The sequence below is a fragment of the Streptomyces sp. NPDC031497 genome (genome assembly GCF_055580905.1).
On record NZ_JBVIKO010000006.1, the window covers coordinates 20,311 to 44,399 of the forward strand.

Annotated in this window: 16 protein-coding genes; 11 read left to right on the top strand and 5 right to left on the bottom strand. The window is 72.1% G+C overall.

From position 1 onward, the window contains the following. The first annotated feature begins 27 nt into the window (after positions 1-27). Positions 28-1,734, top strand: coding sequence for a glycerol-3-phosphate dehydrogenase/oxidase (locus tag ACZ5K7_RS13945; protein ID WP_351693543.1), 1,707 nt, complete (start codon positions 28-30; stop codon positions 1,732-1,734). Between the two features lie 54 nt (positions 1,735-1,788). On the opposite strand, the gene ACZ5K7_RS13950 is transcribed toward ACZ5K7_RS13945, so the two are convergent. After that, on the bottom strand, positions 1,789-2,832 hold the full coding sequence (locus ACZ5K7_RS13950) for a serine hydrolase domain-containing protein (RefSeq protein WP_468913290.1): 1,044 nt from the start codon (positions 2,830-2,832) through the stop codon (positions 1,789-1,791). 170 nt (positions 2,833-3,002) lie between these two features. On the opposite strand from ACZ5K7_RS13950, the gene ACZ5K7_RS13955 reads away from it, so the two are divergent. The 7 genes from ACZ5K7_RS13955 (at position 3,003) to ACZ5K7_RS13985 (ending at position 16,203) form a co-directional block, all read left to right on the top strand. Then, positions 3,003-5,090, top strand: coding sequence for a serine/threonine-protein kinase (locus ACZ5K7_RS13955; protein ID WP_468913292.1), 2,088 nt, complete (start codon positions 3,003-3,005; stop codon positions 5,088-5,090). Positions 5,091-5,226: 136 nt separating this feature from the next. After that, positions 5,227-7,917 carry a protein kinase domain-containing protein gene (locus ACZ5K7_RS13960; RefSeq protein WP_468913294.1) on the top strand — a complete coding sequence of 897 codons (2,691 nt, stop codon included), beginning with the start codon at positions 5,227-5,229 and terminating at the stop codon, positions 7,915-7,917. A gap of 177 nt (positions 7,918-8,094) precedes the next feature. Further along, positions 8,095-9,843: a serine/threonine-protein kinase gene (locus ACZ5K7_RS13965; RefSeq protein ID WP_351693533.1), complete on the top strand. Its 1,749-nt coding sequence runs from the start codon at positions 8,095-8,097 to the stop codon at positions 9,841-9,843. Between the two features lie 88 nt (positions 9,844-9,931). Beyond that, positions 9,932-11,536, top strand: coding sequence for a serine/threonine-protein kinase (locus ACZ5K7_RS13970; protein WP_468913296.1), 1,605 nt, complete (start codon positions 9,932-9,934; stop codon positions 11,534-11,536). A gap of 109 nt (positions 11,537-11,645) precedes the next feature. Beyond that, a complete protein-coding gene (locus ACZ5K7_RS13975) occupies positions 11,646-12,560 on the top strand; it encodes a serine/threonine-protein kinase (protein ID WP_468913298.1) in 915 nt (304 codons plus the stop codon). 136 nt (positions 12,561-12,696) lie between these two features. After that, positions 12,697-14,322: a succinic semialdehyde dehydrogenase gene (locus ACZ5K7_RS13980; protein ID WP_468913300.1), complete on the top strand. Its 1,626-nt coding sequence runs from the start codon at positions 12,697-12,699 to the stop codon at positions 14,320-14,322. 105 nt (positions 14,323-14,427) lie between these two features. Further along, positions 14,428-16,203 carry a GMC family oxidoreductase N-terminal domain-containing protein gene (locus tag ACZ5K7_RS13985; protein WP_468913302.1) on the top strand — a complete coding sequence of 592 codons (1,776 nt, stop codon included), beginning with the start codon at positions 14,428-14,430 and terminating at the stop codon, positions 16,201-16,203. A gap of 96 nt (positions 16,204-16,299) precedes the next feature. Here ACZ5K7_RS13985 and ACZ5K7_RS13990 read toward each other — a convergent pair whose 3' ends face one another. Further along, positions 16,300-17,331 carry an LAETG motif-containing sortase-dependent surface protein gene (locus tag ACZ5K7_RS13990; RefSeq protein WP_468913304.1) on the bottom strand — a complete coding sequence of 344 codons (1,032 nt, stop codon included), beginning with the start codon at positions 17,329-17,331 and terminating at the stop codon, positions 16,300-16,302. 216 nt (positions 17,332-17,547) lie between these two features. On the opposite strand from ACZ5K7_RS13990, the gene ACZ5K7_RS13995 reads away from it, so the two are divergent. Beyond that, a complete protein-coding gene (locus ACZ5K7_RS13995; protein WP_468913306.1) occupies positions 17,548-18,693 on the top strand; it encodes a hypothetical protein in 1,146 nt (381 codons plus the stop codon). Positions 18,694-19,412: 719 nt separating this feature from the next. Here ACZ5K7_RS13995 and ACZ5K7_RS14000 read toward each other — a convergent pair. Beyond that, complete coding sequence (locus ACZ5K7_RS14000) at positions 19,413-19,721, bottom strand: chorismate mutase (RefSeq protein ID WP_351693511.1); 309 nt, start codon at positions 19,719-19,721, stop codon at positions 19,413-19,415. A 282-nt stretch (positions 19,722-20,003) separates the two neighbouring features. Between ACZ5K7_RS14000 and guaA the strand changes: the two genes are divergently transcribed. Beyond that, positions 20,004-21,584, top strand: a complete 1,581-nt coding sequence (guaA, locus tag ACZ5K7_RS14005) for a glutamine-hydrolyzing GMP synthase (protein WP_351693508.1) — start codon at positions 20,004-20,006, stop codon at positions 21,582-21,584. An 11-nt stretch (positions 21,585-21,595) separates the two neighbouring features. Here guaA and ACZ5K7_RS14010 read toward each other — a convergent pair whose 3' ends face one another. Beyond that, positions 21,596-22,063 (bottom strand): pyridoxamine 5'-phosphate oxidase family protein, encoded by a 468-nt coding sequence (locus ACZ5K7_RS14010; RefSeq protein WP_468913890.1) that lies wholly within the window; start codon positions 22,061-22,063, stop codon positions 21,596-21,598. Positions 22,064-22,238: 175 nt separating this feature from the next. On the opposite strand from ACZ5K7_RS14010, the gene ACZ5K7_RS14015 reads away from it, so the two are divergent. After that, positions 22,239-23,033: a class II aldolase/adducin family protein gene (locus tag ACZ5K7_RS14015; protein ID WP_351693505.1), complete on the top strand. Its 795-nt coding sequence runs from the start codon at positions 22,239-22,241 to the stop codon at positions 23,031-23,033. A 68-nt stretch (positions 23,034-23,101) separates the two neighbouring features. On the opposite strand, the gene ACZ5K7_RS14020 is transcribed toward ACZ5K7_RS14015, so the two are convergent. After that, positions 23,102-23,989, bottom strand: coding sequence for a DUF4429 domain-containing protein (locus tag ACZ5K7_RS14020; protein WP_450973568.1), 888 nt, complete (start codon positions 23,987-23,989; stop codon positions 23,102-23,104). Positions 23,990-24,089: the final 100 nt, after the last annotated feature.

Sequence of the window (24,089 nt, forward strand, 5' to 3'; positions counted from 1 at the left end):
CCGATGGCGGCAGAGCGGGAGGCAGCGGTGAGGACAGCGACACTGGGGCCGAAGCAACGGGCGGAGTCCTTGGCGGCCATGGCCGAGCGCGAGCTGGACGTGCTGGTCGTGGGCGGCGGAGTGGTAGGCGCCGGAACCGTGCTGGACGCGGCCACCCGGGGCCTGAACACCGGCATCGTCGAGGCCCGTGACTGGGCCTCCGGCACCTCCAGCAGATCCAGCAAGCTGATCCACGGCGGGCTGCGCTATCTGGAGATGCTCGACTTCGCCCTGGTCCGCGAGGCCCTCAAGGAGCGCGGCCTGCTCCTGGAGCGCCTCGCCCCGCACCTGGTCAAGCCGGTGCCCTTCCTGTACCCGCTCCAGCACCAGGGCTGGGAGCGCCTGTACGCCGGCTCGGGCGTCGCGCTCTACGACGCGATGTCCATGGCCAGCGGGCACGGCCGGGGCCTGCCCATCCACCGTCACCTGACCCGCCGTCACGCCCTGCGGATCGCGCCCGCGCTGCGCAAGGACGCCCTGGTCGGCGCCATCCAGTACTACGACGCCCAGATGGACGACGCGCGCTATGTGGCGACCCTGGTGCGCACGGCGGTGTCCTACGGCGCGAAGGCCGCCAACCGCGCGCGGGTGACCGGGTTTCTGCGCGAGGGCGAGCGGGTCGTCGGGGCCCGGGTGCAGGACGTGGAGGGCGGCGGGGAGTACGAGATCCACGCCCAGCAGGTCGTCAACGCGACCGGTGTGTGGACCGACGACACCCAGGCGATGGTCGGCGAGCGCGGCCAGTTCCACGTCCGCGCATCCAAGGGCATCCACCTGGTCGTCCCCAAGGACCGCATCCACTCCACGACCGGCCTGATCCTGCGCACCGAGAAGTCGGTCCTGTTCGTCATCCCCTGGGGCCGGCACTGGATCATCGGCACCACCGACACCGACTGGGACCTGGACAAGGCCCACCCGGCCGCCTCCAGCGCCGACATCGACTACCTCCTCAACCACGTCAACTCGGTGCTCGCGGTGCCGCTGTCGCGGGACGACGTCCAGGGTGTGTACGCGGGGTTGCGTCCGCTGCTGGCCGGCGAGTCCGACGCCACCAGCAAGCTGTCGCGCGAGCACACGGTCGCGCATCCGGTGCCGGGGCTCGTGGTCGTCGCGGGCGGCAAGTACACGACGTACCGGGTGATGGCCAAGGACGCCGTCGACGAGGCGGTGCACGGGCTCGACACGCGGGTCGCGGAGTGCGTCACCGAGGACATCCCGCTGCTCGGCGCGGAGGGCTACCGGGCGATGTGGAACGCGCGGGCGCGGATCGCCGCCCGCACCGGCATCCACGTGGTCCGGGTCGAGCACCTGCTGAACCGGTACGGCTCGATGGCGGACGAGGTCCTCGAACTCATCGCCGCCGACCCGGCGCTCGGCGAACCGCTCTCGGCCGCCGACGACTATCTGCGCGCCGAGGTCGTCTACGCCGCCTCCCACGAGGGCGCCCGCCACCTCGACGACGTCCTCACCCGCCGTACCCGCATCTCCATCGAGACCTTCGACCGGGGCACCCGCAGCGCCCGCGAGGCCGCCGAGCTGATGGCGCCGGTCCTCGGCTGGGACAAGGACCAGATCGAGCGGGAGGTCGAGCACTACGAGAAGCGGGTGGAGGCGGAACGGGAGTCCCAACTCCAGCCGGACGACCAGACGGCCGACGCGGCCCGCCTGGGAGCCCCGGACATCGCACCGCTCTGAAACCCACCCGATCGAGCGACCCGGGCCGGGATCTTCTGCCGGACCCCGGCCGTTCTACTCACTGCGAGGGCAGAACTCGGCCGCGAGCAGTGCGGGTTCGAGGTCCGGGTCCCCGACCGCCGTCGTGTTCACGCGGAACGTAACGACATGCCGGCCGCCGATCGAGGCAGCACTCCGCACATAGCTGCCCGCGATCCGGCCGTTGTGCCCCCACACCGTGGTCCCGCACGGCAGCTTCACAGGAAAGATCCCCAGGCCGTACACCCCATGTGCGGCACGGGTGCCGAGCATCTCGCGCAGCCAGTGCGAGGGCAGCAGCTCGCCGTCCAGCAGCGCCGCGTAGAAGCGGTCCAGGTCGTCGAGCGTGGTCACCAGCTCACCCGCGGCGCCGGCCACGCGCGGGTCGAGCTCGGTGACGTCGGAGCCGTCGGCCGCGTAGGCGCGGCCGTGCGGCGCGGGCAGCGAGGCACGGGCACCCGGGAAGGACGTGCCGGTGAGACGGAGGGGAGTGATGACGCGGCGCCGCGCCTCGGTGGCGTACGAGTGACCGGTGACCCGGCGGATGACCATGCCGAGCACGACGTAGTCGGTGCTGGAGTACGAGTAGCGGCCGAGGCCGGTCGAAGGGAGGGCGAGCGCGACGCGTACGGCCTGAAGCGGAGTCAGGGGGACGGCCCCTCGGGTGAGCTCGGTGAAGTCGGCGAGCCCGCTGGTGTGGCTGAGCAGGGCACGCAGGGTGATGTGCCGGCCGTCGACGCCTCGTGCGCGCAGCAGTCCCGGCAGGTAGCGCTCGACGGGGTCGGACAGGGACAGCCGGTGTTCCGCGGCCAGTTGCAGGACGACGGTGGCGACGAAGGTCTTGGTGATGCTGCCGGCGCGGAAGTGGTCGGCACGGGTGATGCCCCGGCCGGCGGCCGCGTAGCGGACGTCGTCGCCGTCGACGTCCAGGAGGGCGGCCGCGGGTGCCCGGCCTTTGATGACGAACTGTGACAGGAGCGGGTCCGTGGCCTCCGCCGAGGACGCGGAACCGACCGTCACCAGGGCGAGCAGCAGGGCAAGAGAGACCGGTATGGCCACCAGTGTCCGAAGCGACGGCATCCGGGTCCCTCCCCTGTCGCGGCCCATCATCCCGGCTCGCGTGACGCCCTCGTCACCGGGGGTTCCGGTCGGGCGGCCCCGATGCGCGGTCAGGGGCACCCTGGGCGCTGGGCACTTGTCGGGTGAGGGACAATGAAGGCTCTGTCAGGGCGGGTTGCATGAGGGGACGCATGTCGGAGGCGGAGCGGGCGGGTACTTCTCGTCAGGAGACTCGTCAGGACAACAGTGAGCGTCTTCTCGCCGGGCGGTACCGGCTGGGAAGGGTGCTCGGCCGCGGTGGCATGGGCACGGTGTGGCGCGCCGAGGACGAGACGCTGGGCCGGACGGTGGCCGTCAAGGAGCTGCGGTTCCCGTCGAACATCGACGAGGAGGAGAAGCGGCGCCTGATCACGCGCACCCTGCGCGAGGCCAAGGCGATCGCCCGGATCCGCAACAACAGCGCGGTGACGGTCTTCGACGTGGTCGAGGAGGACGACCGGCCCTGGATCGTGATGGAGCTGGTCGAGGGCAAGTCGCTGGCCGAGGTGATCCGGGAGGACGGCCTGCTCAAGCCCAGGCGCGCGGCCGAGGTCGGGCTCGCGATCCTGGACGTGCTGCGGTCGGCGCACCGCGAGGGGATCCTGCACCGGGACGTGAAGCCGTCCAACGTGCTGATCTCCGAGGGTGACGGCCGGGTGGTGCTCACCGACTTCGGTATCGCCCAGGTCGAGGGCGACCCGTCGATCACCTCCACCGGCATGCTCGTCGGCGCCCCCTCCTACATCTCCCCGGAGCGGGCCCGCGGTCACAAGCCCGGCCCGGCGGCCGACCTGTGGTCGCTCGGCGGCCTGCTGTACGCGGCGGTCGAGGGCGCTCCGCCGTACGACAAGGGGTCGGCGATCGCCACGCTGACCGCGGTGATGACCGAGCAGTTGGAGGAGCCCAAGAACGCGGGGCCGCTCCGGGACGTCATCTACGGGCTGCTCACCAAGGACCCGGCCAAGCGGCTGGACGACGCCGGCGCGCGGGCGATGCTCAACGCGGTGATCAGCGCGCCCGAGGAACTGCCCGTCGATGCCACGCGGGTCGTGCCGCTGCCTCCGCAGCCGGACGCGCCGCAGGCGGAGAAGAGCGCCGGGGCCAGGCGGGGCGAGGAGGCGGGGGAGAAGCTGCGCGGGGCGCTGCGGTCCGTGCGGAAGGCCACGGGAGCGGCCGGCGCCGCGTCCACGACCCGGGCGAAGAGCCCCGCCGTGGAGGCGGGCGGCGCCAAGGACGGTTCGGTCGCTTCCGGCTCGGGCCCGGTCTCCGGCTCGGCGGGCGGTGCACGTCCGGCTGCCGGTCCTGGCACCGGTTCCGCCGCTGGTGCTGGTGCTGGTGCTGGTGCCGTTTCCGGTGCCGGCGGTGCGTCGGCGGGGGTCAAGCCCGCCGTCGGCAAGGCGAGTTCCGGGTGGCCCGTGGTGCCGCCGCCGGATCTGGACCTGGCGCCCCGGCCCGTGCCGCGGGCTCCGCTCACGGACGTGGTGCCGAAGCGGACCCTGGTGATCATCGCCGTGGTGGTGGTGCTCGCGGTGCTCGGTACCGTGCTCGCCCTCACGCTGGGCGGCGACGACGGGGACGACAAGGGGAGCGGCAAGAGCGGCGGTTCCAAGGCGGTGGCCACCTCGAGCGCGAGCGCGAGTTCCGGCTCGGGGTCCGGCGGCGGGTCCTCCACCAAGGAGGACACGAGTGGCGGTAAGCAGACGGACGGTGACTCCGCCGCGGCCGCCGGGAGCACCGGCGACGACACCGACGCGTCGAACGACGACGGTTCCTCGGCGTCGAACTCCAGTGGCAGCGGCAGCGACAGCGCCTCGGCGGTGCAGACGTACAACGGAGGCCAGGGGTACTCGATCGGGCTGCCCAAGGGCTGGAAGTTCCAGACCGGCAGCTCCGCCGGGGACCGGTTCACCGGGCCCGACGGGCAGAAGCTGCTGATCGCCTGGACGAGCACGCCCAAGGACGACCCGGTGGCGGACTGGAAGAACCAGGAGCGTTACATGGTGCGCTCCCAGTACCAGAAGATCCGAATAGCGGCGGTGAGCTACCGCGGTTGGAACACGGCCGACTGGGAGTTCACCTACGTCGACGGCGGCACCGAGTACCGGACCATCGACCGCGGGTTCGTTGTCAGCCCGACGCAGGGGTACGCGCTGATGTACACCGCGAAGGCCGCCGACTGGAGCAGTGAACTGCGCAAGGACACCTGGAAGGAGCTGGCGGCGAGCTTCGAGCCGAAGTGACAAATTCGCATCCCCTCAATGCGACTTGCCTCCGGCACGTATCGTGAGTGGTTGCGGACCGTACGCATCCAGGTAGGTGTGCGGAACGGGCCGCGAAACGAACGGATTTGACCACCGGGCGGCCGGGGGAGGCTACGTGGACGACTACGCGGGTCGGGTACTCGCCGACCGCTACCGCCTGCCCCTGCCCCCCTCCGACGAGTACGAACACACCGAGACCCGGGCCTTCGACACCTACAGCGGGCAGGAAGTGTACGTCCGGCAGGTGCCGTTGCCGGAGGTCGTCGAGGCGGAGGTGCTCGACGCCGAGGGGCTGCCCGACGGGTTCACGGCCCGTGACCGTGGCGCGCGTCGGCCACCGGCAGCCCGTACCGCGACACGCCGGCCGAGCGATCCCGCGGTGCGCCGCGCCGTGGAGGCCGCGCAGGCCGCCGCCCGGATCCCCGACCATCCCCGGCTCGACCAGGTCTTCGACGTGTTCGCCGAGGGCGGTTCGCTCTGGATCGTCAGTGAGTTCGTGGCCGCGCGGTCGCTGGCGACCCTGCTCGCCGAGCGGCCCCTGACGCCGTACCGGGCGGCCGAGGTCGCCTCCGACGTGCTGATGGCGCTCCGGGTGCTGCATGCGCACGGCTGGGTGCACCGCAACATCACCGCCCGCACGGTCCTCGTCTGCGACGACGGCCGGGTGATGCTGACCGGCCTCGCGGTCGGGGCGGCGGAAGAGGCGCTGTGCGGGTACGACCCGGTGCCGGCGCCGGAGGGAGAGGGCGGTGCGGAGGCCGTCGGCCGTCGGCGTGCCGGGGAGGCGGAAGGTTCCGCCACATCCGGCCCTCCGGCGGGTCCCGGAGGCTCGGGCGCCCTCGCTGTCGGGGGCATCGGGAGCATGGGTGGTGCGGCAGGTGGTACGACCGGCGCGCGGACGGCGCCCGGAGGGCCGGAAGCGGATCCCGAGGCCGCCCGGCGTGCCGCCATCCAGGCCCGGGCCGTCGGCGGCCTGCCGGGGTCCGGGCCGGACGAGGGTCCGGGCGGAGCCGGTACGGGCGCGGTGGAGCGGCGGGCGCTGGAGACCGGTGCGGACGTCCGGGCCGCGCGGGCCGGGGCGATCGCCGCGTACCGGGCGGGGGCCAGGGCCGCCGCCCGGGTCCAGGAGGCCCAGCAGAACGGCCGGGCCGCGCTGCCCGGCGCCCGGCCGCCGGCCGACGCCGGCACGTCCACACCGCAGCCCCCGTACGGTCCGGGGCAGGCCAACGGTGCGGCGCAGCCGCCGTACGCCAACGGGGCGGCCCCGTCGCCGTATGCCCCGGGGCACGGCAACGGGGCGGCCCAGCAGCCGCCGTACGCCCAGGGGCAGGTGCAGGAGTCCGGCGGCAGTGTGCCGCCCGGCCAGATCGCCGACCCGTACGGGGTGAGCGGTGCGCCCTCGTCCTGGCACGGGGCCGTGCCCCGTCCCGGCGCGGCTCCCGCGGAGCGCACCGCACTGCCGGCCGTCGGTCCCGGTACCGACCTCCCGCGACCGGTCGTGCCCGCGCAGGCCCCCCGTTGGGGCGAGCCGGGTGCCACCGTGACCGGGCGGCGCGGGCCCGCCACCGCGCTGGCCGCCGAGCGGGCGCGGCAGGTGCGGATGACCGTGGTCGGGCCGGTGACCGAGCGCTGGGCGCCGGAACAGGCCGGTCCCGTGCACGAGAACTGGCAGCTGGCGGCGCCCATCGGACCGGCCACCGACCTGTGGGCGCTCGGCGCGCTGCTGTTCCGGTCCGTGCAGGGACACGCGCCGTATCCGGAGGAGTCGACGGCCGAGCTGGTGCAGCTGGTGTGCTCGGAGCCGCCCGCCTTCGCGGAGGAGTGCGGGTCGCTCAGGCCGGTCGTGGAGTCGTTGCTGCGTCAGGACCCCACCGAGCGGCTGGACTTCGAGGAGCTGCGCGGCTGGCTGCGTTCGCTGGTGCGGTCCGCGCCCGAGCCGGACGCCGGCGCGCATGTCGTCGCCGCCCCGCCCGCCGCCGACCCCGCTCGGCTGCCGATCGTCCGCAAGCGCGGGCAACTGGTGCGCTGGCGCCGGGCCGGACTTCCGGCGACCAGTCCGCACGGCCGGCACAAGCGGGCCCGCCAGGAGGCCAAGTCCCCGCGCAGACTGGGCCGTACGCTGCTTCTGCTGGTGCTGCTCCTGCTGGCCGCCGTGGTCGCGTACGCCATGCTGTTCCTGCCGAAGAAGGACAGCGCGGACAACGGCGCGACGAACGGCGACCGGACCGGCGCGGCCGGCGAGGCCGGTCCCGCGCCGAGCCCCAGCCCGACCCCCACGCCGACGCAGACGCAGACGGCGGCCCCGTCCACCGAGACGCAGACCACCGCCGGTTCGACGGGCGGCGACACGGCCGCCGACGGCTTCACCCTGCGCGACGACCCGGACGGCTTCCGGGTCGCCGTCGCCCAGGGCTGGAGCCGCACGCCGCGCAACGGCAGCGGCCAGGTGATCTACTCGCACGGGAAGTTCGAGCTGATCGTCGTGGCCGGGCGGGACAGCGCGGCGACCTACGGCAACGACCCGATGACGTACCAGCGGGACAAGGAGGCGGAGTTGCAGCCGTACCGGGACTCCAGCTGGGCCACGGCGGGCGGACTGCGGACCATCACGGTGGGCCGGCAGGTGTCCGCCGAGGGGCAGTTCACCTGGACGGACAGCCGGCAGGGCGACCTGTTCGTACGGAACATGGTCTTCCTGATCAACGGTCGGTACCACATCGTCCAGGTCCGCGGTCCGGAGTCGGAGCGGGACGAGGTCACACGGCTGTACGACCAGGCGTCGTCGACCTACAAGTACACGGGGTGACCTCAACGCCGGTGTGAGCCGAATGGTTCCCGTTCCGGTGGGCGGATTCTGTTCACTTTCCGTGCCGAAAGCGAAAACCGTCACAGTGCTGTCTCCGTGGGACCCCACCGGTTCCATGACCGAAGGCCGGTCCTTAGTCTGGCCCTGACAAGACCATTGCGGGGCAACGTGAATCAGATGCAGGGCCTGCTCATCGCGGGCCGCTACCGGCTGGCCGACACCATCGGCAGCGGCGGCATGGGCCGGGTGTGGCGCGCCCACGACGAAGTGCTGCACCGGGCCGTCGCCATCAAGGAGTTGACGGCCGCGCTCTACGTCTCCGAGGGCGACCAGGCCATCCTGCTGGCCCGCACCCGGGCGGAGGCCCGGGCCGCGGCGCGCATCAACCACTCCGCCGTCGTCACCGTCCATGACGTCCTCGAACACGACGGCCGTCCGTGGATCGTCATGGAGCTGGTCGAGGGCCACTCGCTGGCCGACGAGGTCAAGGAGCGCGGGCGCGTCGAGCCGCGGGAGGCCGCGCGGATCGGGCTGTGGGTGCTGCGCGCGCTGCGCGCCGCGCACAGCGCCGGGGTGCTGCACCGGGACGTCAAGCCGGGCAACGTCCTGATCGGCCGGGACGGCCGGGTCCTCCTCACCGACTTCGGCATCGCCCAGATCGAGGGCGACACCACGATCACCCGTACCGGGGAAGTCGTCGGATCCGTCGACTACCTCGCGCCGGAGCGCGTGCGCGGGCACGATCCCGGGCCGTCCTCCGACCTGTGGGCGCTGGGCGCGACGCTGTACACCGCGGTGGAGGGGCGCTCGCCGTTCCGCCGCACCTCACCGCTGACCACCATGCAGGCCGTCGTCGAGGACGAGGCCGCCGAGCTGAGCAACGCGGGCCCGCTGGAGCCGGTCATCACCGCGCTGCTGCGCAAGGAACCCGCCCAGCGGCCCGGCCCCGAGGAGGCCGAGCTGATGCTCGCCGAGGCGGCGGAGGGCCGGCGGCCGAGCGGGGCGCAGGCGTACGTACCGACGCGGTCGCAGATCACCGAGGTGCCACGGCCGGACTCTGGGACGCCGTACGAGGGCTCGTACGACAGCTCGCGGGACTCGGCGTCGTACGGCAGCCCGTACAGCGGTGCGCAGGGCGGCTCGTACGGCGGCTCGCAGGGCGGTTCCTACAGCGGCTCGTACGAGGGCCGGAGCCCCTCGGGCGGCTCCATGGACGCGGCGACGACCATCGGGCCGCCGTCCGTCCCCGCCGCCCGGCCCAGGCGGCGCCGGCTGCGTACGCTCGCGCTCGTCGTCGCCATGGCCGCGCTGCTCGGCGGTGGCGCGGCGGTCGCCCTGCAGAAGTGGGACTTCGGGCAGCAGGACGGCACCGGCCGCGTGGCCGCGCCGGCCACGTCCGGCTCCTCCTCCCCCTCCTCCGGCTCGACCTCGGCGCCGGACGGCGCGGTCCCCACCGACTGGCGGTCCGTGGAGGACCCGTTGGGCTTCAAGCTCTCCCTGCCCAAGGGCTGGAAGCGGAGTGTCTACGGCATCGACGGTGACCTCAAGCAGATCGACTACACGCCGGACAACGGCCGCCACTTCCTCCGCATCGCCATCGACAGCTCGCCCGACTTCTCCGACGCCCTCGCGCACCAGCTGGATCTGGAGCAGCAGTTGCAGCGGCTGGTCGACTACAACCGCGTGACCATGAAGAAGAACCTGTACCGGGACCGGGACGGGTCGGTGTGGGAGTACACCTGGACCGCGCTGGCGAAGGACGGGGCGAACGCCGCCGGGCCGCGGCGCGCGATCGAGGAGACCTACTACTCGCGGGCGGGCGTCGAATACGCCATCTACATGTCGTCGCCGGCGAAGGACTGGGCGACCGCGAGCAAACAGTTCAAGTGGGTGCTGCAGAGCTGGGACCCGGGCACGTCCGGGTGACACCGCGCGCTCCCGTGCGCCGCCCCGGGCGCGTTTGTTGGCCGGTCACCGTCCGGAACGCGGGCGTCCGGTGCGGCATCATGGGGCCATGGGGACCGACGGGGAAGCCGTCCGTCTGATCGCGGGGCGTTATCGCCTGGAAACGCGGCTCGGGCGGGGCGGGATGGGTGTCGTATGGCGTGCGACCGATCAGTTGCTCGGCCGGCAGGTCGCCGTGAAGGAACTCACTGTCGACGACTCCCTCCCGGACGACGACGCCCGGCTGCGCCGCGACCGCACCCTGCGGGAGGCGCAGGCCGTCGCGCAGTTGCACCACCCGCACATCATCGTCGTGCACGACGTGGTGGAGGAGGGTGAACGGCCCTACATCGTCATGGAGTTGATCGACGGCGGCTCGCTCGCCGACCGGATCTCCCGGAGCGGCCCGGTGGACGTCGGGGAGGCCGCGCGGATCGGGATCGCCCTGCTGAGCGCGTTGCGGACGGCGCACACGGCCGGGGTGCTGCACCGGGACATCAAGCCGGCGAACGTACTCGTCGAGGCGGCCACCGGGCGTGTCGTGCTCACCGACTTCGGGATCGCGCAGGTCGCGGGCGCCACCACGCTCACCGAGACCGGTTCCTTCGTGGGATCGCCCGAGTACACCGCGCCCGAGCGGATGTCCGGCGTCCGGGCCGGTCCCGCCTCCGACCTGTGGTCGCTGGGCGCGCTGCTGTGCGCGGCGCTCAGCGGCGAGTCGCCGTTCCGGCGCGACTTGCTCGGCGGGATCCTGCACGCCGTGGTCTCCGACGAGATCCGGCCACCTGCCCAGGCTGAGCCGCTGCTGCCGGTCGTACGGGGGCTGCTGGAGCGGGATCCCGAGCGGCGGCTGGGTGCGGCGGAGGCCGAGCGGATGCTGCGCGGCTTCCTGGAGACGGGAGCCATGGCGGTCGCGAGTGCGAGGGAGAGCGTCGGCGTCTCCGCGTACACGCCGACCCAGCGGGACCTGCCCCGGCCGCCGGCCCCGGCACCGGCCGGGCCGCCCCGGTACTCGCCCCGCGGGGTGCTGGTCGCCGCGCTGCTGGTCGCGGCGATGGCCGGGGCCGGGGTGTCGGCGGCCGCGCTGCTGTTCAACGGCGGCGGAGGCGGCGGTGCCCCGGGCCCCGGAGGTACGGCGACCGTCTCCGCCTCGCACACGGCGCCCCCCTCGACACCGCCGCCGTCCTCGCCCTCACCGTCGCGGTCCTCGCCTCCGGCCACCAACTCCCGTACCGCGCCCTCCGGTTACCGCCTCGCGCGGGACCCGGCCGGCTTCTCCCTCGCCGTCCCGGAGGGCTTCACCCGCGACCCGCAGGGCCAGCGCGTCTTCTACCTGTCGCCGGGGCAGACCTTCCGGCTCGGCATCAAGATCTCCGAGCCGCAGACGGGCGGACCGGGGACGGCGATGCGCCGGGCGGCGGCCGACGGGCCGAGCACGAACCCCGGCTACCACGACGGACGGGTCACCGACACCACCCACTCCGGGCACCCCGCCGCCTTCTGGGAGTTCACCTGGAAGGGCTTCAGCGCGACGGAGGGCCCCCGGCACACCTACGACCTCTGCTGGGAGGAGGACGGCCGGCTGTACGACGTGTGGGTGTCCGCGCCGGTCGGGAAGGTACGGGAGGCACGGGAGTACTTCGACGTCGCGGTGGACACGTTCGCGGGGGACTGAGGGCCCCTGAAGGGGTGACTCGGCCGGGGGTGACGCCGACGTCCGCCGGCCGTGGGCCTCTGACCGCGCCGCTTCGACAAGGGCATGGTGCGCAAGGTACTCATGTGGCATGAGTGAAGACGGCGAACAGCCGGTCGGGGAACGTCTGATCGGTGGGCGCTATCGGCTCGCCGAACGCATCGGCTCCGGGCCCTCCGGCACCGTGTGGCGCGCGCGGGACGAGCAGGACGGGCGGCAGGTCGCCGTCAAGGAGCCGCGTCTGACCGGCGAGCCGGACGACGAGGAGCGGCAGCGCGCCGCACACCGCCTGCTGCACGAGGCCCGCGCCGCCGCCCGCGTCGACCATCCGGCGGCCGTCGCCATTCACGACGTACTCCTCGAAGGCGAACTTCCCTGGGTCGTCATGGAGTTGGTGGAAGGGGAGTCCCTCCAGGAGGCCCTCGCCGCCCACGGCCCGCTGGCTTCCGCCGAGGCTGCCCGGATCGGACTCGCCGTGCTCGGCGCCCTGCACGCCGCCCACTGTGTCGGCATCGTGCACCGCGACCTCAAGCCGTCCAACGTTCTCCTGGAGGCCGGGGGCGAGCGGGTCGTGCTGACCGACTTCGGTATCGGCGCGGGGCAGCAGGGGCACATCGGCTTCGGCGAGGACGGCTCCGGCGACGGTGGCTCCGGCGGTTTCGTCGCGCCCGAGTGTGCCGCGGGGCGCGGCGCCGGCCCCGCCTCCGACCTGTGGTCCCTGGGCGCGCTGCTGCGGGCGGCCACCGGGCAGGACGCCGGCCCCCTCGGCCCGCTCCTGGAGCGGCTCCTCGCGCCCGATCCGGAGGCCCGGCCGACCGCCCCGGAGGCCGCCGAGGTCCTCGCCGGGGTCGCGGGGGAGGCCGTGCCGAGGTGGGTCACGGAGCCCACCGCACCGGCACAGTCGCCGCCCCCGGCCGCACCTCCCCCGACGGCCCCCGAGCCCCGCCGCCTCACCCCCTTCGCCGCGCTCGGCCTCCTGCTCGCCAAAAAACCGGAACGCGGCTGACCGGCGCCGACCGGCCCCGTCCAACACCCTGATCAGCGCATTCTCTGCCAGTGATCACTGGCGGCGTGTGTGTACTCGGTGAAACCGAGTTACCCACGGGTACCCAAAGGCCCCGCTCCCGAATACCCTGCGGCTCATGACGGACTCGCAGGCCCCGGCCCACGCACCGGCGCACACCGGCACGAATCCCCTCGCCCCCGCCCCGGCGGGCGCCAGAACGGCCGCCGACGTGGTCACGCCCGAGCTGGTCGCCCAGCTCACCAAGGGCGTCGCCGGCTCCGGCCGCACGGCCAACCACACGCCCTTCACCGGCGAGAAGCTGGCCGACCTGCCCGAGTCCACCCCCGAGGACGTGGCCAAGGCCTTCGACGCCGCCCGCGCCGCGCAGGCCGTGTGGGCGAAGGTGCCGGTACGGCAGCGCGCGGCCGTCCTGCTCCGCTTCCACGACCTGATCCTGGCCCGGCAGGCGGAGGTCCTCGACCTCATCCAGCTGGAGACCGGCAAGGCCCGGCTGCACGCGCACGAGGAGGTGCAGGCCGTCGCCGTCGCCGCCCGCCACTACGGCCGCAAGGCCCCCTCCTATCTGAGGCCGAAGCGGCACGCGGGCGCCATGCCCACCCTCACCAAGGTCACCGAACTGCGCCACCCGCGGGGCGTGGTCGGCCAGATCGCCCCCTGGAACTACCCGCTCGAACTCTCCGTCGGTGACGCGCTCCCCGCCTTCGTCGCGGGCAACGCGGTCGTCATGAAGCCGGACACCGAGACCTGCCTGACCGCCCTGTGGGCCCGCGACATCCTCATCGAGGCCGGGCTGCCCGCCGACGTCTTCCAGGTCGTCCTCGGCGAGGGCCCGGTCGTCGGCCCCGAGGTCGTCAGGCACGCCGACTACGTCTCCTTCACCGGCTCCACCCGCACCGGCCGCGAGGTCGCCCAGGGTGCCGCCGCCCGGCTCGTCGGCGTCTCCCTCGAACTCGGCGGCAAGAACGCCATGCTGGTCCTCGCGGACGCCGACATCGAGAAGGCGGCCGCCGGCGCGGTCCGCGCCTGCTTCTCCTCGGCCGGCCAGCTCTGCATCTCCATCGAGCGGTTGTACGTCCACGAGTCGATCGCAGACGCCTTCGTCGAGCGTTTCGCCGCCCGCACCAAGGCGATGCGCCTCGGCCGGTCCCTCGCGTACGGCGCGGACATGGGATCCCTGGTCGGGGAGCGCCAGCTGGAGACGGTCACGCGGCATGTCGCGGAGGCCGTGGAGAAGGGCGCGACGGTCGTCGCCGGCGGCACCGCCCGCCCCGACATCGGCCCCTACTTCTACGAGCCGACCATTCTCGACGGCGTCGAGGACGCGATGGCCGTCTGCACGGAGGAGACCTTCGGCCCGGTCGTCTCCCTCTACCGCTTCAAGACGGAGGAGGAGGCCGTCGAGCACGCCAACGCGACCCCGTACGGCCTGAACTCCTCGGTCTGGACGAAGAACGGCGGCCACGGCCGCGAGGTCGCCGCCCGCCTGCGCACCGGCACGGTCAACGTCAACGAGGGCTACGCCCCCGCCTACGGCAGCGTCCAGTCCCCGATGGGCGGCATGAAGGACTCGGGCCTGGGCCGGCGGCACGGCTCGGAGGGCATCCTCAAGTACACCGAGGCGCAGACCGTGGCGCAGCAGAGGCTTCTTCCCATGGCCCCCTCGCTGGGCATGGACGACGAGAAGTACGCCGCCTTCATGAGCACCAGCCTCCGGGTGATGAAGGCACTGAGGCTGCGATAGCCGACCCGTCTTTTTTGGGGGCGCGGCCCGTATCGATATGCGGCTCCGCCGCGTGGGCGCGAGCAACCACGAACTACCCGCACGTACGCTCAAAGAGGAGAAATCGTGCCCCAGGACGCCTACGACTACGACGTCATCGTCGTCGGTTCGGGCTTCGGCGGTTCCGTAACCGCCCTGCGCCTGTCGGAAAAGGGCTACCGCGTAGGCGTCCTGGAAGCCGGCCGCCGCTTCACCCGCACCACCCTCCCCAAGAACTCCTGGGACATCAAGAACTACCTCTGGGCCCCCGCGCTCGGCTGCTACGGCATCCAGCGCATTCATCTCCTCGGCAACGTCATGGTGCTGGCCGGCGCGGGCGTCGGCGGCGGCTCGCTCAACTACGCCAACACCCTCTACGTCCCCCCGAAGGCCTTCTTCGATGACCCCCAGTGGCGTGACATCACGGACTGGCAGGAGGAGCTGAAGCCGTACTACGACCAGGCGCAGCGCATGCTCGGCGTACGGCTCAACCCGACGATGACCCCCTCCGACGTCCACCTGAAGGCGGCGGCGGAGAAGCTCGGCGTCGGCGACACCTTCCATCTCGCCCCCGTCGGCGTCTTCTTCGGCGACGGCAAGGACGCCGACGGCGAGACGAAAGCCGCGCCCGGCGACCAGGTCGACGACCCCTACTTCGGCGGCGCCGGCCCCGCCCGCAACGCCTGCACCGAGTGCGGCGAGTGCATGACCGGCTGCCGGCACGGCGCGAAGAACACCCTCAACGAGAACTACCTGCACCTCGCCGAGCAGGCGGGCGCGGTCGTCCACGCCATGACCACCGTCGTCTCCGTCACCGACGACTCCCAGGGCGGCTACGCGATCGCGACCCTCCCCACCGACGACAAGAAGGCGAAGGGCCGGATCCTCAAGGCCCGCCGCGTCGTCATCGCCGCCGGCACCTACGGCACCCAGACCCTGCTGCACCGGATGAAGGCCGGCGGCCAACTGCCGTACCTCTCCGAGCGGCTGGGCGACCTCACCCGCACCAACTCCGAGGCACTGGTCGGCGCCCAGACCGACGACCGCCGCTACCGCAGGGCACACGGCACCCCGAAGGCCGACTTCACCAAGGGCGTCGCGATCACCTCGTCGATCCACCCGGACGAGAACACGCACATCGAGCCGGTCCGCTACGGCAAGGGCTCCAACGCGATGGGCGGCATGTCCATCCTCCAGGTGCCGTACGCGGAGGGCTCCTCCCGTGTCCTCGGCTGGCTGGCGAACGCGGCCCGCCATCCCCTTCTCGTGCTGCGCTCGCTCTCCAACCGGCGCTGGTCGGAGCGGACCATCATCGGCCTGGTGATGCAGTCGCTGGACAACTCCCTGACGACGTACCTGAAACCGGACGGCGTCGGCAAGGGCCTGCTCACCGCCCGGCAGGGCCACGGCGCCCCCAACCCCAAGCAGATCAAGGCCGCCTCGGAGGCGGCCACCGTGCTGGCCGCCGAGATCAACGGCTTCGCCGGCAGCAACGTCGGCGAGCTGATGGGCACCCCGCTCACCGCGCACTTCCTCGGCGGCTGCCCGATCGGCGACTCACGCGAGACTGGGGTCATCGACCCGTACCACCGGCTCTACGGCCACCCGGGCATCTCGGTCGTGGACGGCGCCGCCGTCTCCGCGAACCTGGGTGTGAACCCGTCCCTCACCATCACCGCGCAGGCCGAGCGCGCGATGTCGTACTGGCCCAACAAGGGCGAGGCGGACCCGCGGCCACGGCAGGGCGAGGCGTACGAGCGTCTCCGGCCGGTCGAGCCGCACCGACCGGTGGTTCCGGCCGAGGCGTTCGGCGCGCTGCGGCTGCCCTTCCTCGGCATGCCGGCCGTGCCCCCGAAGAAGTAGCCGGACGCCGAAGAGGGACCTGTGCCCCCCTCCGAGCCCAGGTCCCTCTTCAATCGGTGCGCGGCCGCCGCATGACGACGGTCCGCGCGACCTTGCCTATGCGGCCGTCCCGGCCTTCCGGCGCCGCACCACGAACACCGCACCGGCGCCGGCCACGACGGCGACCCCGCCGACGAGGCCGATGACCGGGAGGGCCGAACTGGAGCCGGTGTCGGCGAGGTTGCCGGTCGGCAGGTCGGAGACGTTGCCCTGCGGCTTCTTCACGGAGTCCTTGCCGCCGTCGTCGCTCGGCGTGGCCGTACCCGGGTCCGGGTTGGACGAGCCGGCCTTGAGGACCGTGAAGTCGTACTGGGCCCAGCCCTCGGCGATGCAGTCCTGGCCGTCGACCTTGTCGAGGTAGGCGCCGGAGCCGAAGGAGTAGGCGTCACCGGCGGGCGCCTTGGCGTCGATGGAGACGCGCAGGTCGACCGACTTGCTCGCGCCGGACTTGAGCTTCTCGACGTAGAAGAAGTAGTCGCCGGCCCAGTCGTCGCTGCCGATCCGGTCCCAGGAGCCGCTGTCGGGGTTCTTGAACTCCAGGTCGACGTACGGGCTGAGGTACTTCGACTCGCTGAGCTCGTAGTTCTCGATCTCGGCGTAGAAGGCGACACCCTCGATGTCGGTCTTGGACTCGTTGGTCACGACCAGCTTGAAGCCGTGGAAACCGTCGCCCGCGACGATCTTGCCGGGCAGGCCCTTGATGTCGGCGGACACCTTGGCGTCGCTGAAGTCCTCGTCGAGGTCCTCGCAGTACGGGACGTCCGGGTCGGACGGGTCCTCGCTGGGCTCCGCCGACTCGGACGGCTCGGCAGAGGCGGACGCGCTGGCACTGGCGCTCGCGCTGTCGCTGGGCGAGGCGGACGCCGAAGCGGACTCGGACGCGGAGGCGGAGGCGGAGGCGCTGTCGCTCGGCGGGACGGAGTCCGACGGCGAGGCCGAGGCGGAGTCGCTCGGGATCTCGCTCGGGGCGCTCTCGGACGCGGGCGTGGAGGGCAGGTCGTCCGCGAAGGCGGCGGGTGCGGACAGCAGGGCGACCGGTGCGATGACAGCCGTGGCGGCTGCCGCGGCCATGGCGCGGCGAAGCTTCATGAGGACCCCCGTGATTAGGTGCGGCAGACGGATGTAACCGCTGGTTCCGGTGATGTGACCGGTGAATCCAGTGAATGGTTGCCTCCACATTCACAGGATTCTTATGTGATGGTCGTCACTTCATGCGTTACGGAAGGCCGAGTGCGGGGGCTGGCATGGACACAGCCGATGCCAAGGTTATTCTCGCCCCGTCGAACGGCCGAGCGAGAGAGTGCCATGTCTGACAGACGGTCCGAAGAATCGTCGGGGGACGAGCCGTCGTCCTCCTCTACATCCGACGAGGTGTGGGAGCAGTTCCTCCGCGACAGCGAACGGGACATCCGCAAGTCCGCGCCCAAGGAGCCCTCCGCCCGGGCCCGCGAGGTGACCCAGCGGCTCAAGGGACAGCAGGGGGAGCCCGAGGGCTGGCGGACCGGGCCCGCCTGGCAGGAGATGAACGGGCGGGCCGCCCGGCGCCGCAGGACATGGGCGGTGATCGGCCTGCCGCTGACGATCGCCGTCGCCGTCGTGGCGATGCGGCCGTCGCTGATCCCCGGCGACCCCTTCGGCTCGGCGTCCGACGTGGACACCGTCACCTCGCAGCTCCCCGCCGAGACCGCCGCCCCGACCGCGCCGCCGTCCGCGGTCGCCGCCGACACCCCCACCCTCGCCCACCCGTTCGCCGGTTCCCCGGCCCTGCGCTGGGCCGACGGCGCGGACGGCATCGTGCTGCCGAAGGCCACCGCGCTCGGCTCGATCCCCAAAGACCGCGTCGAACTGGCCCTCCAGCAGACCAAGAGGCTGCTGGTCGACGCCAACCTCAACCCCGAGGTCGTGGCCGGCGCGCACCCCGATGCCGCCCTCGCCGTGCTCGACCCCCAGCAGCCCCGCCTGCTCGACGAGCTCAACACCGCACTGCGCACCCCGAGCAAGACCCACGACCCGCTGTCACTCTTCAGCCGCTTCGACCCCGAGGACGTGCACCTGGCCGGCCAGGTCGTCAAGACGCGCGGCCGGATCACCTTCGCCAAGGGCAAGTTCGAGGGCGTGGCCGTGCACGCCGACTTCACCTTCGTCTACCCGGTCGTCCGTCCCGACGGCTCCACCGAGGTCACCCGCACCATCGTGCGCCGGGTCATCGACACCGAACTCTCCGACCCCGCGCACTACCAGGTCACCCCCGGCCGCCTGACCCTGCTGAGCTACGACCAGGACGCCGGCAACTCGGCCTGCGACATCTACGACGGCTATCTGCATCCGCAGTTCCCGTCCCAGGCGCCGACGGGCAGCGCCGCCCCGACCGGCCCGTCGATCGACCCGTACGACCGCAGCCGGAAACTCGGGAACGAGCCGGAGGGGTGCGGCACGGTGAGCCGTACCTAGACGTACCTGCCGTACCCAGCCGTCCGCGGGTGCGCGGGTGTCCGCGGGCAGGCGAAGGGCCCCGCGGGACGGAGCCGCGGGGCCCTTCTTCCGTCAGCACCGACGTCAGGGCAGCGCCGGTGCCGGGGAGCGGCGCCGGGGGGTTGCGCCGCTGGTCTCTGTGCCCTGTGCCACCGTCCGCGCCCCGGGTCGGCGCCCGGCGCACTCGGGGCGTACGGCAGGTCTCGACCTTTGACGGACGGTCGGCACACGGCAATTCCGTTGCCTGAACTGGGACTTGGGAGCTGTGAAGGCCTTGGGGGCCTTCTAGGCATCGTGCTGGATGCACGCGGCCTTCGCAACCGTTTGACCCAGCCCTTGTGCATTTTTGCAATTTTCCGCCGGTCGGCCCCGGGCGTCCCCGGAGCCGGCCGTCTCTGATGTGACCGGGCTGCTGTCCCCTGCCGTCCGGTCACGTGACTGGAACGAGGTCCCACGGCGCACGGCACAATCCGTACGCCTCACCGCTCCAGTGAGCCACGCGTGGTTCTTTCGGGCCCGCCCCTGGCTGACACGGACACCCCACCAACGAAGCGGTTCGCGTGCCGGTCACGCGCCGTACGGGTGAGAAGACCCCGAACTCAGATTTGCCCGACTCAGATGCGACCGGCTCAGACCGACTCAGATGCGACCGACTCAGATGCGACCGAGTCGGATGCGACCGAGTCGGATGCGACCGCTCAGACGCGGCCGCGGCAGAGTTCGAGGAGTGTCATGGCGAGGGAGGTGCCCGGCCTGCCGAGCGCCTCGCTGTAGTGGCCGAGGACCTCCATCTCCCGGGACAGGTTCACCCGGCGGCCGCCCGAGGTGATCCGGGCCTCCTGGATGACGGCGGAGACTGCCATCCGTTCCTGGATCAGACCGATGATCCGGTCGTCGAGCGCGTCGATGCGCTCCCGCGCACCGGCGATCACGTCGGCGGCCTCGGCGGTACGGGCACCGGTCCTCTCGGCGGGGCTGACGTGCTGCTCGGCGGGGCTGGCGGTCATGTCGGGGCTCCTCGTTCTCGGGAGGCGCCCCGGGCCGGCACGATCCGGAGAAACACCAGGCGCCCCGGACCTTGTCGGCCCGGGGCGCCTGGGGAAGTCGCTTGTCAGTTGCTCAAGCGTGACGACCATGGCAGCCGGCGGGCCGGTTGCCATAGGTAAAGAGGAAGGTCGTCTGCGTGAGCATGGCGGCGAGTATGCCACATCACCTCGTCGGGGTGTCCCACGCCCGCCCCGTTAGAATCGGTAACCACAGACCCCCGCCCCACCGCCGGAAGGCACCCCGTGTCATCAGCGACTCCCGCTGCCGCCACCCCCGACACCGTCCTGGTCGTCGACTTCGGCGCGCAGTACGCCCAGCTCATCGCCCGTCGCGTCCGCGAGGCCCGGGTCTACAGCGAGATCGTGCCCAGCACCATGCCGGTGGCTGAGATGCTCGCCAAGAACCCGGCGGCGATCATCCTCTCCGGCGGCCCCTCGTCCGTGTACGAGGAGGGCGCCCCCCGCCTGGACCGCGCGCTCTTCGAGGCCGGCGTCCCCGTCTTCGGCATGTGCTACGGCTTCCAGCTGATGGCACAGGCCCTCGGCGGCACGGTGGACAACACCGGCGCCCGTGAGTACGGCCGTACCGACCTGCACGTCTCCAGGCCGGCCTCCACCCTCTTCGAGGGCACCCCGGACGAGCAGCACGTGTGGATGTCGCACGGCGACGCCTGCTCCGCCGCCCCCGAGGGCTTCGCCGTCACCGCGTCCACGGACGTCGTGCCGGTCGCCGCCTTCGAGAACGACGAGAGGAAGCTCTACGGCGTCCAGTACCACCCCGAGGTCATGCACTCCACGCACGGCCAGCAGGTCCTGGAGCACTTCCTGTACCGCGGTGCCGGGCTCACGCCCTCCTGGACCACCGGCAACGTCATCGAGGAGCAGGTCACCGCGATCCGCGAGCTGGTCGGCGACAAGCGCGCCATCTGCGGCCTGTCCGGCGGCGTCGACTCCGCGGTGGCCGCCGCCCTCGTCCAGAAGGCCATCGGCGCCCAGCTGACCTGCGTGTACGTCGACCACGGCCTGATGCGTAAGGGTGAGACCGAGCAGGTCGAGAAGGACTTCGTGGCCGCGACCGGCGTCCAGCTCAAGGTCGTGGACGCGCAGGAGCGGTTCCTGAAGGCCCTCGCCGGTGTCTCCGACCCGGAGGCGAAGCGGAAGATCATCGGCCGCGAGTTCATCCGGGTCTTCGAGCAGGCCCAGGCTGAGATCATCGCGGACGAGGGCCCCGAGGTCGCGTTCCTGGTGCAGGGCACGCTCTACCCGGACGTCGTCGAGTCCGGCGGCGGCACCGGCACCGCCAACATCAAGTCCCACCACAACGTCGGCGGTCTCCCCGAGGACCTGGAGTTCAAGCTCGTCGAGCCGCTCCGCAAGCTCTTCAAGGACGAGGTCCGGATGGTCGGCCAGGAACTCGGCCTGCCGGAGGAGATCGTCCAGCGCCAGCCCTTCCCCGGCCCCGGCCTCGGCATCCGGATCGTCGGAGAGGTGACCAAGGACCGCCTCGACCTGCTCCGCGAGGCCGACGCCATCGCCCGCGAAGAGCTGACCGCGGCCGGTCTCGACCGCGACATCTGGCAGTGCCCGGTGGTCCTGCTCGCGGACGTCCGCTCGGTCGGCGTCCAGGGCGACGGCCGCACCTACGGTCACCCGATCGTGCTGCGCCCGGTCTCCTCCGAGGACGCCATGACGGCCGACTGGTCCCGCCTGCCGTACGACGTCCTCGCGAAGATCTCCACCCGGATCACCAACGAGGTCAGCGACGTCAACCGGGTCGTCCTCGACGTCACCTCGAAGCCGCCGGGCACCATCGAGTGGGAGTAGGCGCGTAGGCCCTATCTGCGCCTGACGGTGCGCGGGGGCTCACCGGGCTGCCAGATCTCGACGACCAGGTAGGTCTCGTCCTCGACGCGGGTCCTCACGACCTCCGTCAGCTCGGTACGGAAGAGGTGGAACGGCTCCGGCGGTTCCACCTCTTCCATGTACGCCCCCTTCACCGCCGTATCCACGACCTCGTACGCCCGCCCGGCGATCCGTACGTCCCCGCCGCCCATGTCGGTGCCGTTCCCCGGATTGGCCTGGAGCGCGAACCGCGGGTCGCGCAGCAGGTCGAGCGCCTTCACCGAGTCCGGCATCATGCCGAGCCAGAGCCCGCCGTCCAGGAAGCGGATCTCCAGGCCCGAGGTGCGGGGGGAGCCGTCCTTGCGGAGGGTGGCCAGGACGTGGTGGCGGTGGGCGGCGAAGCGTTCCTCGACGGTGCGTGCCAGTTCGGGCGCGGCGGCGACGAAGGCCGCCCAGTCGATACCGGCTGTTTCGCCCGTAGGGGCTGTACGTGTCATACGAGCCAGTGTGCTGCCGATACCCGACATCTTCTGTCGTGATTTGCTCGCGCGCGTCATCTTTACGGAACAGCTCTGTTTTCCTGCGCTGACCGACGGTAACTTCCGCCCGTAACACAAACCCAGTGCTGGAGGACCTATGCACGGGCCGACCCCGCCCCTGCCGCTGCCCACCGATCAGCTCCGGTTCGCGATGCCGCCGATGCACGACTCGCTCGACGACGAGCGCCGGCATCGCAAGGAACGGCTCGCGGGCGCGCTGCGGATCTTCGGCCGGGCCGGATTCGAGGACGGGGTGTCCGGGCACATCACCGCCCGCGACCCCGAGTACTCGAACTGCTTCTGGGTCAACCCGTTCGGCATGCCGTTCAAGCACGTCACCGTCAGCGACCTCGTCCTGGCCAACCAGGACGGCCAGGTGATCGAGGGCCGCTACCACGTCAACCAGGCCGCCTTCACCGTCCACGCCCAGGTGCACGCGGCCCGCCCGGACGTCGTCGCCGTCGCCCACTGCCACTCCGTGCACGGCCGCGCCCTGTCCGCCCTCGGCGACCTGCTCGACCCGATCAGCCAGGAGAGCTGCGCCTTCTACGAGGACCACGCCCTCTACGACGCCTACACCGGGGTCGCCGTCGACGCCGAGGAGGGCCGCCGGATCGCCGACGCCCTCGGCTCCCGCAAGGCGCTGGTGCTGCGCAACCACGGGCTGCTGACCGTCGGCGACTCGGTGGACGCGGCCGCCTGGTGGTTCCTGTCGATGGAGAAGTCCGCGCAGGTCCAGCTGGCCGCCAAGGCCGCCGGCCGCCCGCTGCTCATCGACCACAAACTCGCCGTCGCCACCCGCGAGCAGCTCGGCGGCGACCTGGTGGCCTGGATCAACTACCAGCCCGTGTGGCAGGACATCAGCCGCGCCGAACCGGACCTGCTGAGCTAGTGCCTGTCTGACAATTTTTGTCGTCGCCCGGAGGGCAGACGGGAATTGTCAGACAGGCCCCAGCAGCCTCAGAAGCTCCTGAGCACGGCCGCCTTCGTCAGCGCGAACTCCTCGTCCGTGAGCACCCCGTCCCGGTGCAGCTCGCCCAACTCCCGCAGCCTGCGCAGCAGTATGTCGTGATGGTCGGCCGACTGGCGCGGCACGGCCGCCGGGGGCCGGTCCCGGTCGGCGTACTCCGCGCCCGCGCGGGCCGAGGGATGCGGCAGCCGGGCCGTGACCGCCGCCGCGACCAGCGCCGTCAGCAGGTCGCGGCGGACACTGCCCCACAGGTCCAGGGCGTAGGGGTCGCGCTCCGCCGGCAGTTTCGAGAACACCGTCTCCCGGGTGACGAACCGCAGAAAGCCGTCCTCGTAACCGGAGTTGGGCAGCCACTCCACCTGCACCAGGTCGCCGATGCCGATGATCCGAGGCCCGGTCGCCCGCTTGACCCGGTCGGAGGTGTCGGCCCAGTCGATCCGCACCTGCGCGCCGTCGAACGACACCGTGCCGTCCGAGGACCGTACCGACACCGGCACCGGCGGCCCCGGCAGCAGATACGCCTTCGTCGGCTCCGTGGGGATCTGGTCCAGCAGCAGCGACTGCCGGATCTCTGCCACGACGTACTCCGCCACCCCGGAGCGGTCCCCGTCCACCGTCAGCAGATACGGATCCGCTCCTTCCGGCAGCCGGCCGCCCGTCGCCTGCAGCAATGGATCCGCGCCCTCGCGCAGCCGGATCCGCAGCCGCCCGCGCTTGCGCTCCGGCTCGTACACCACCCCCGACACCGCCTCCAGCGGTACGGCGATCTCCCCGTACGTCTGCCGGAACAGCGGCACGGAGCGATGGCGTCCCGGCGTGATCCGGACCGTGCTGCCGTCGAAGGCCCAGGTCCCGTCCCGCTGGATGATCTCGGCCATGGGGGAATTCTCGCAGCCGGGTCAACCTGTCGGCCGTACCTTCACCCGTCGTGACCAACCTGCTGAACGCGAACAGCGTGGCGTAGGGCACAATTCGCTC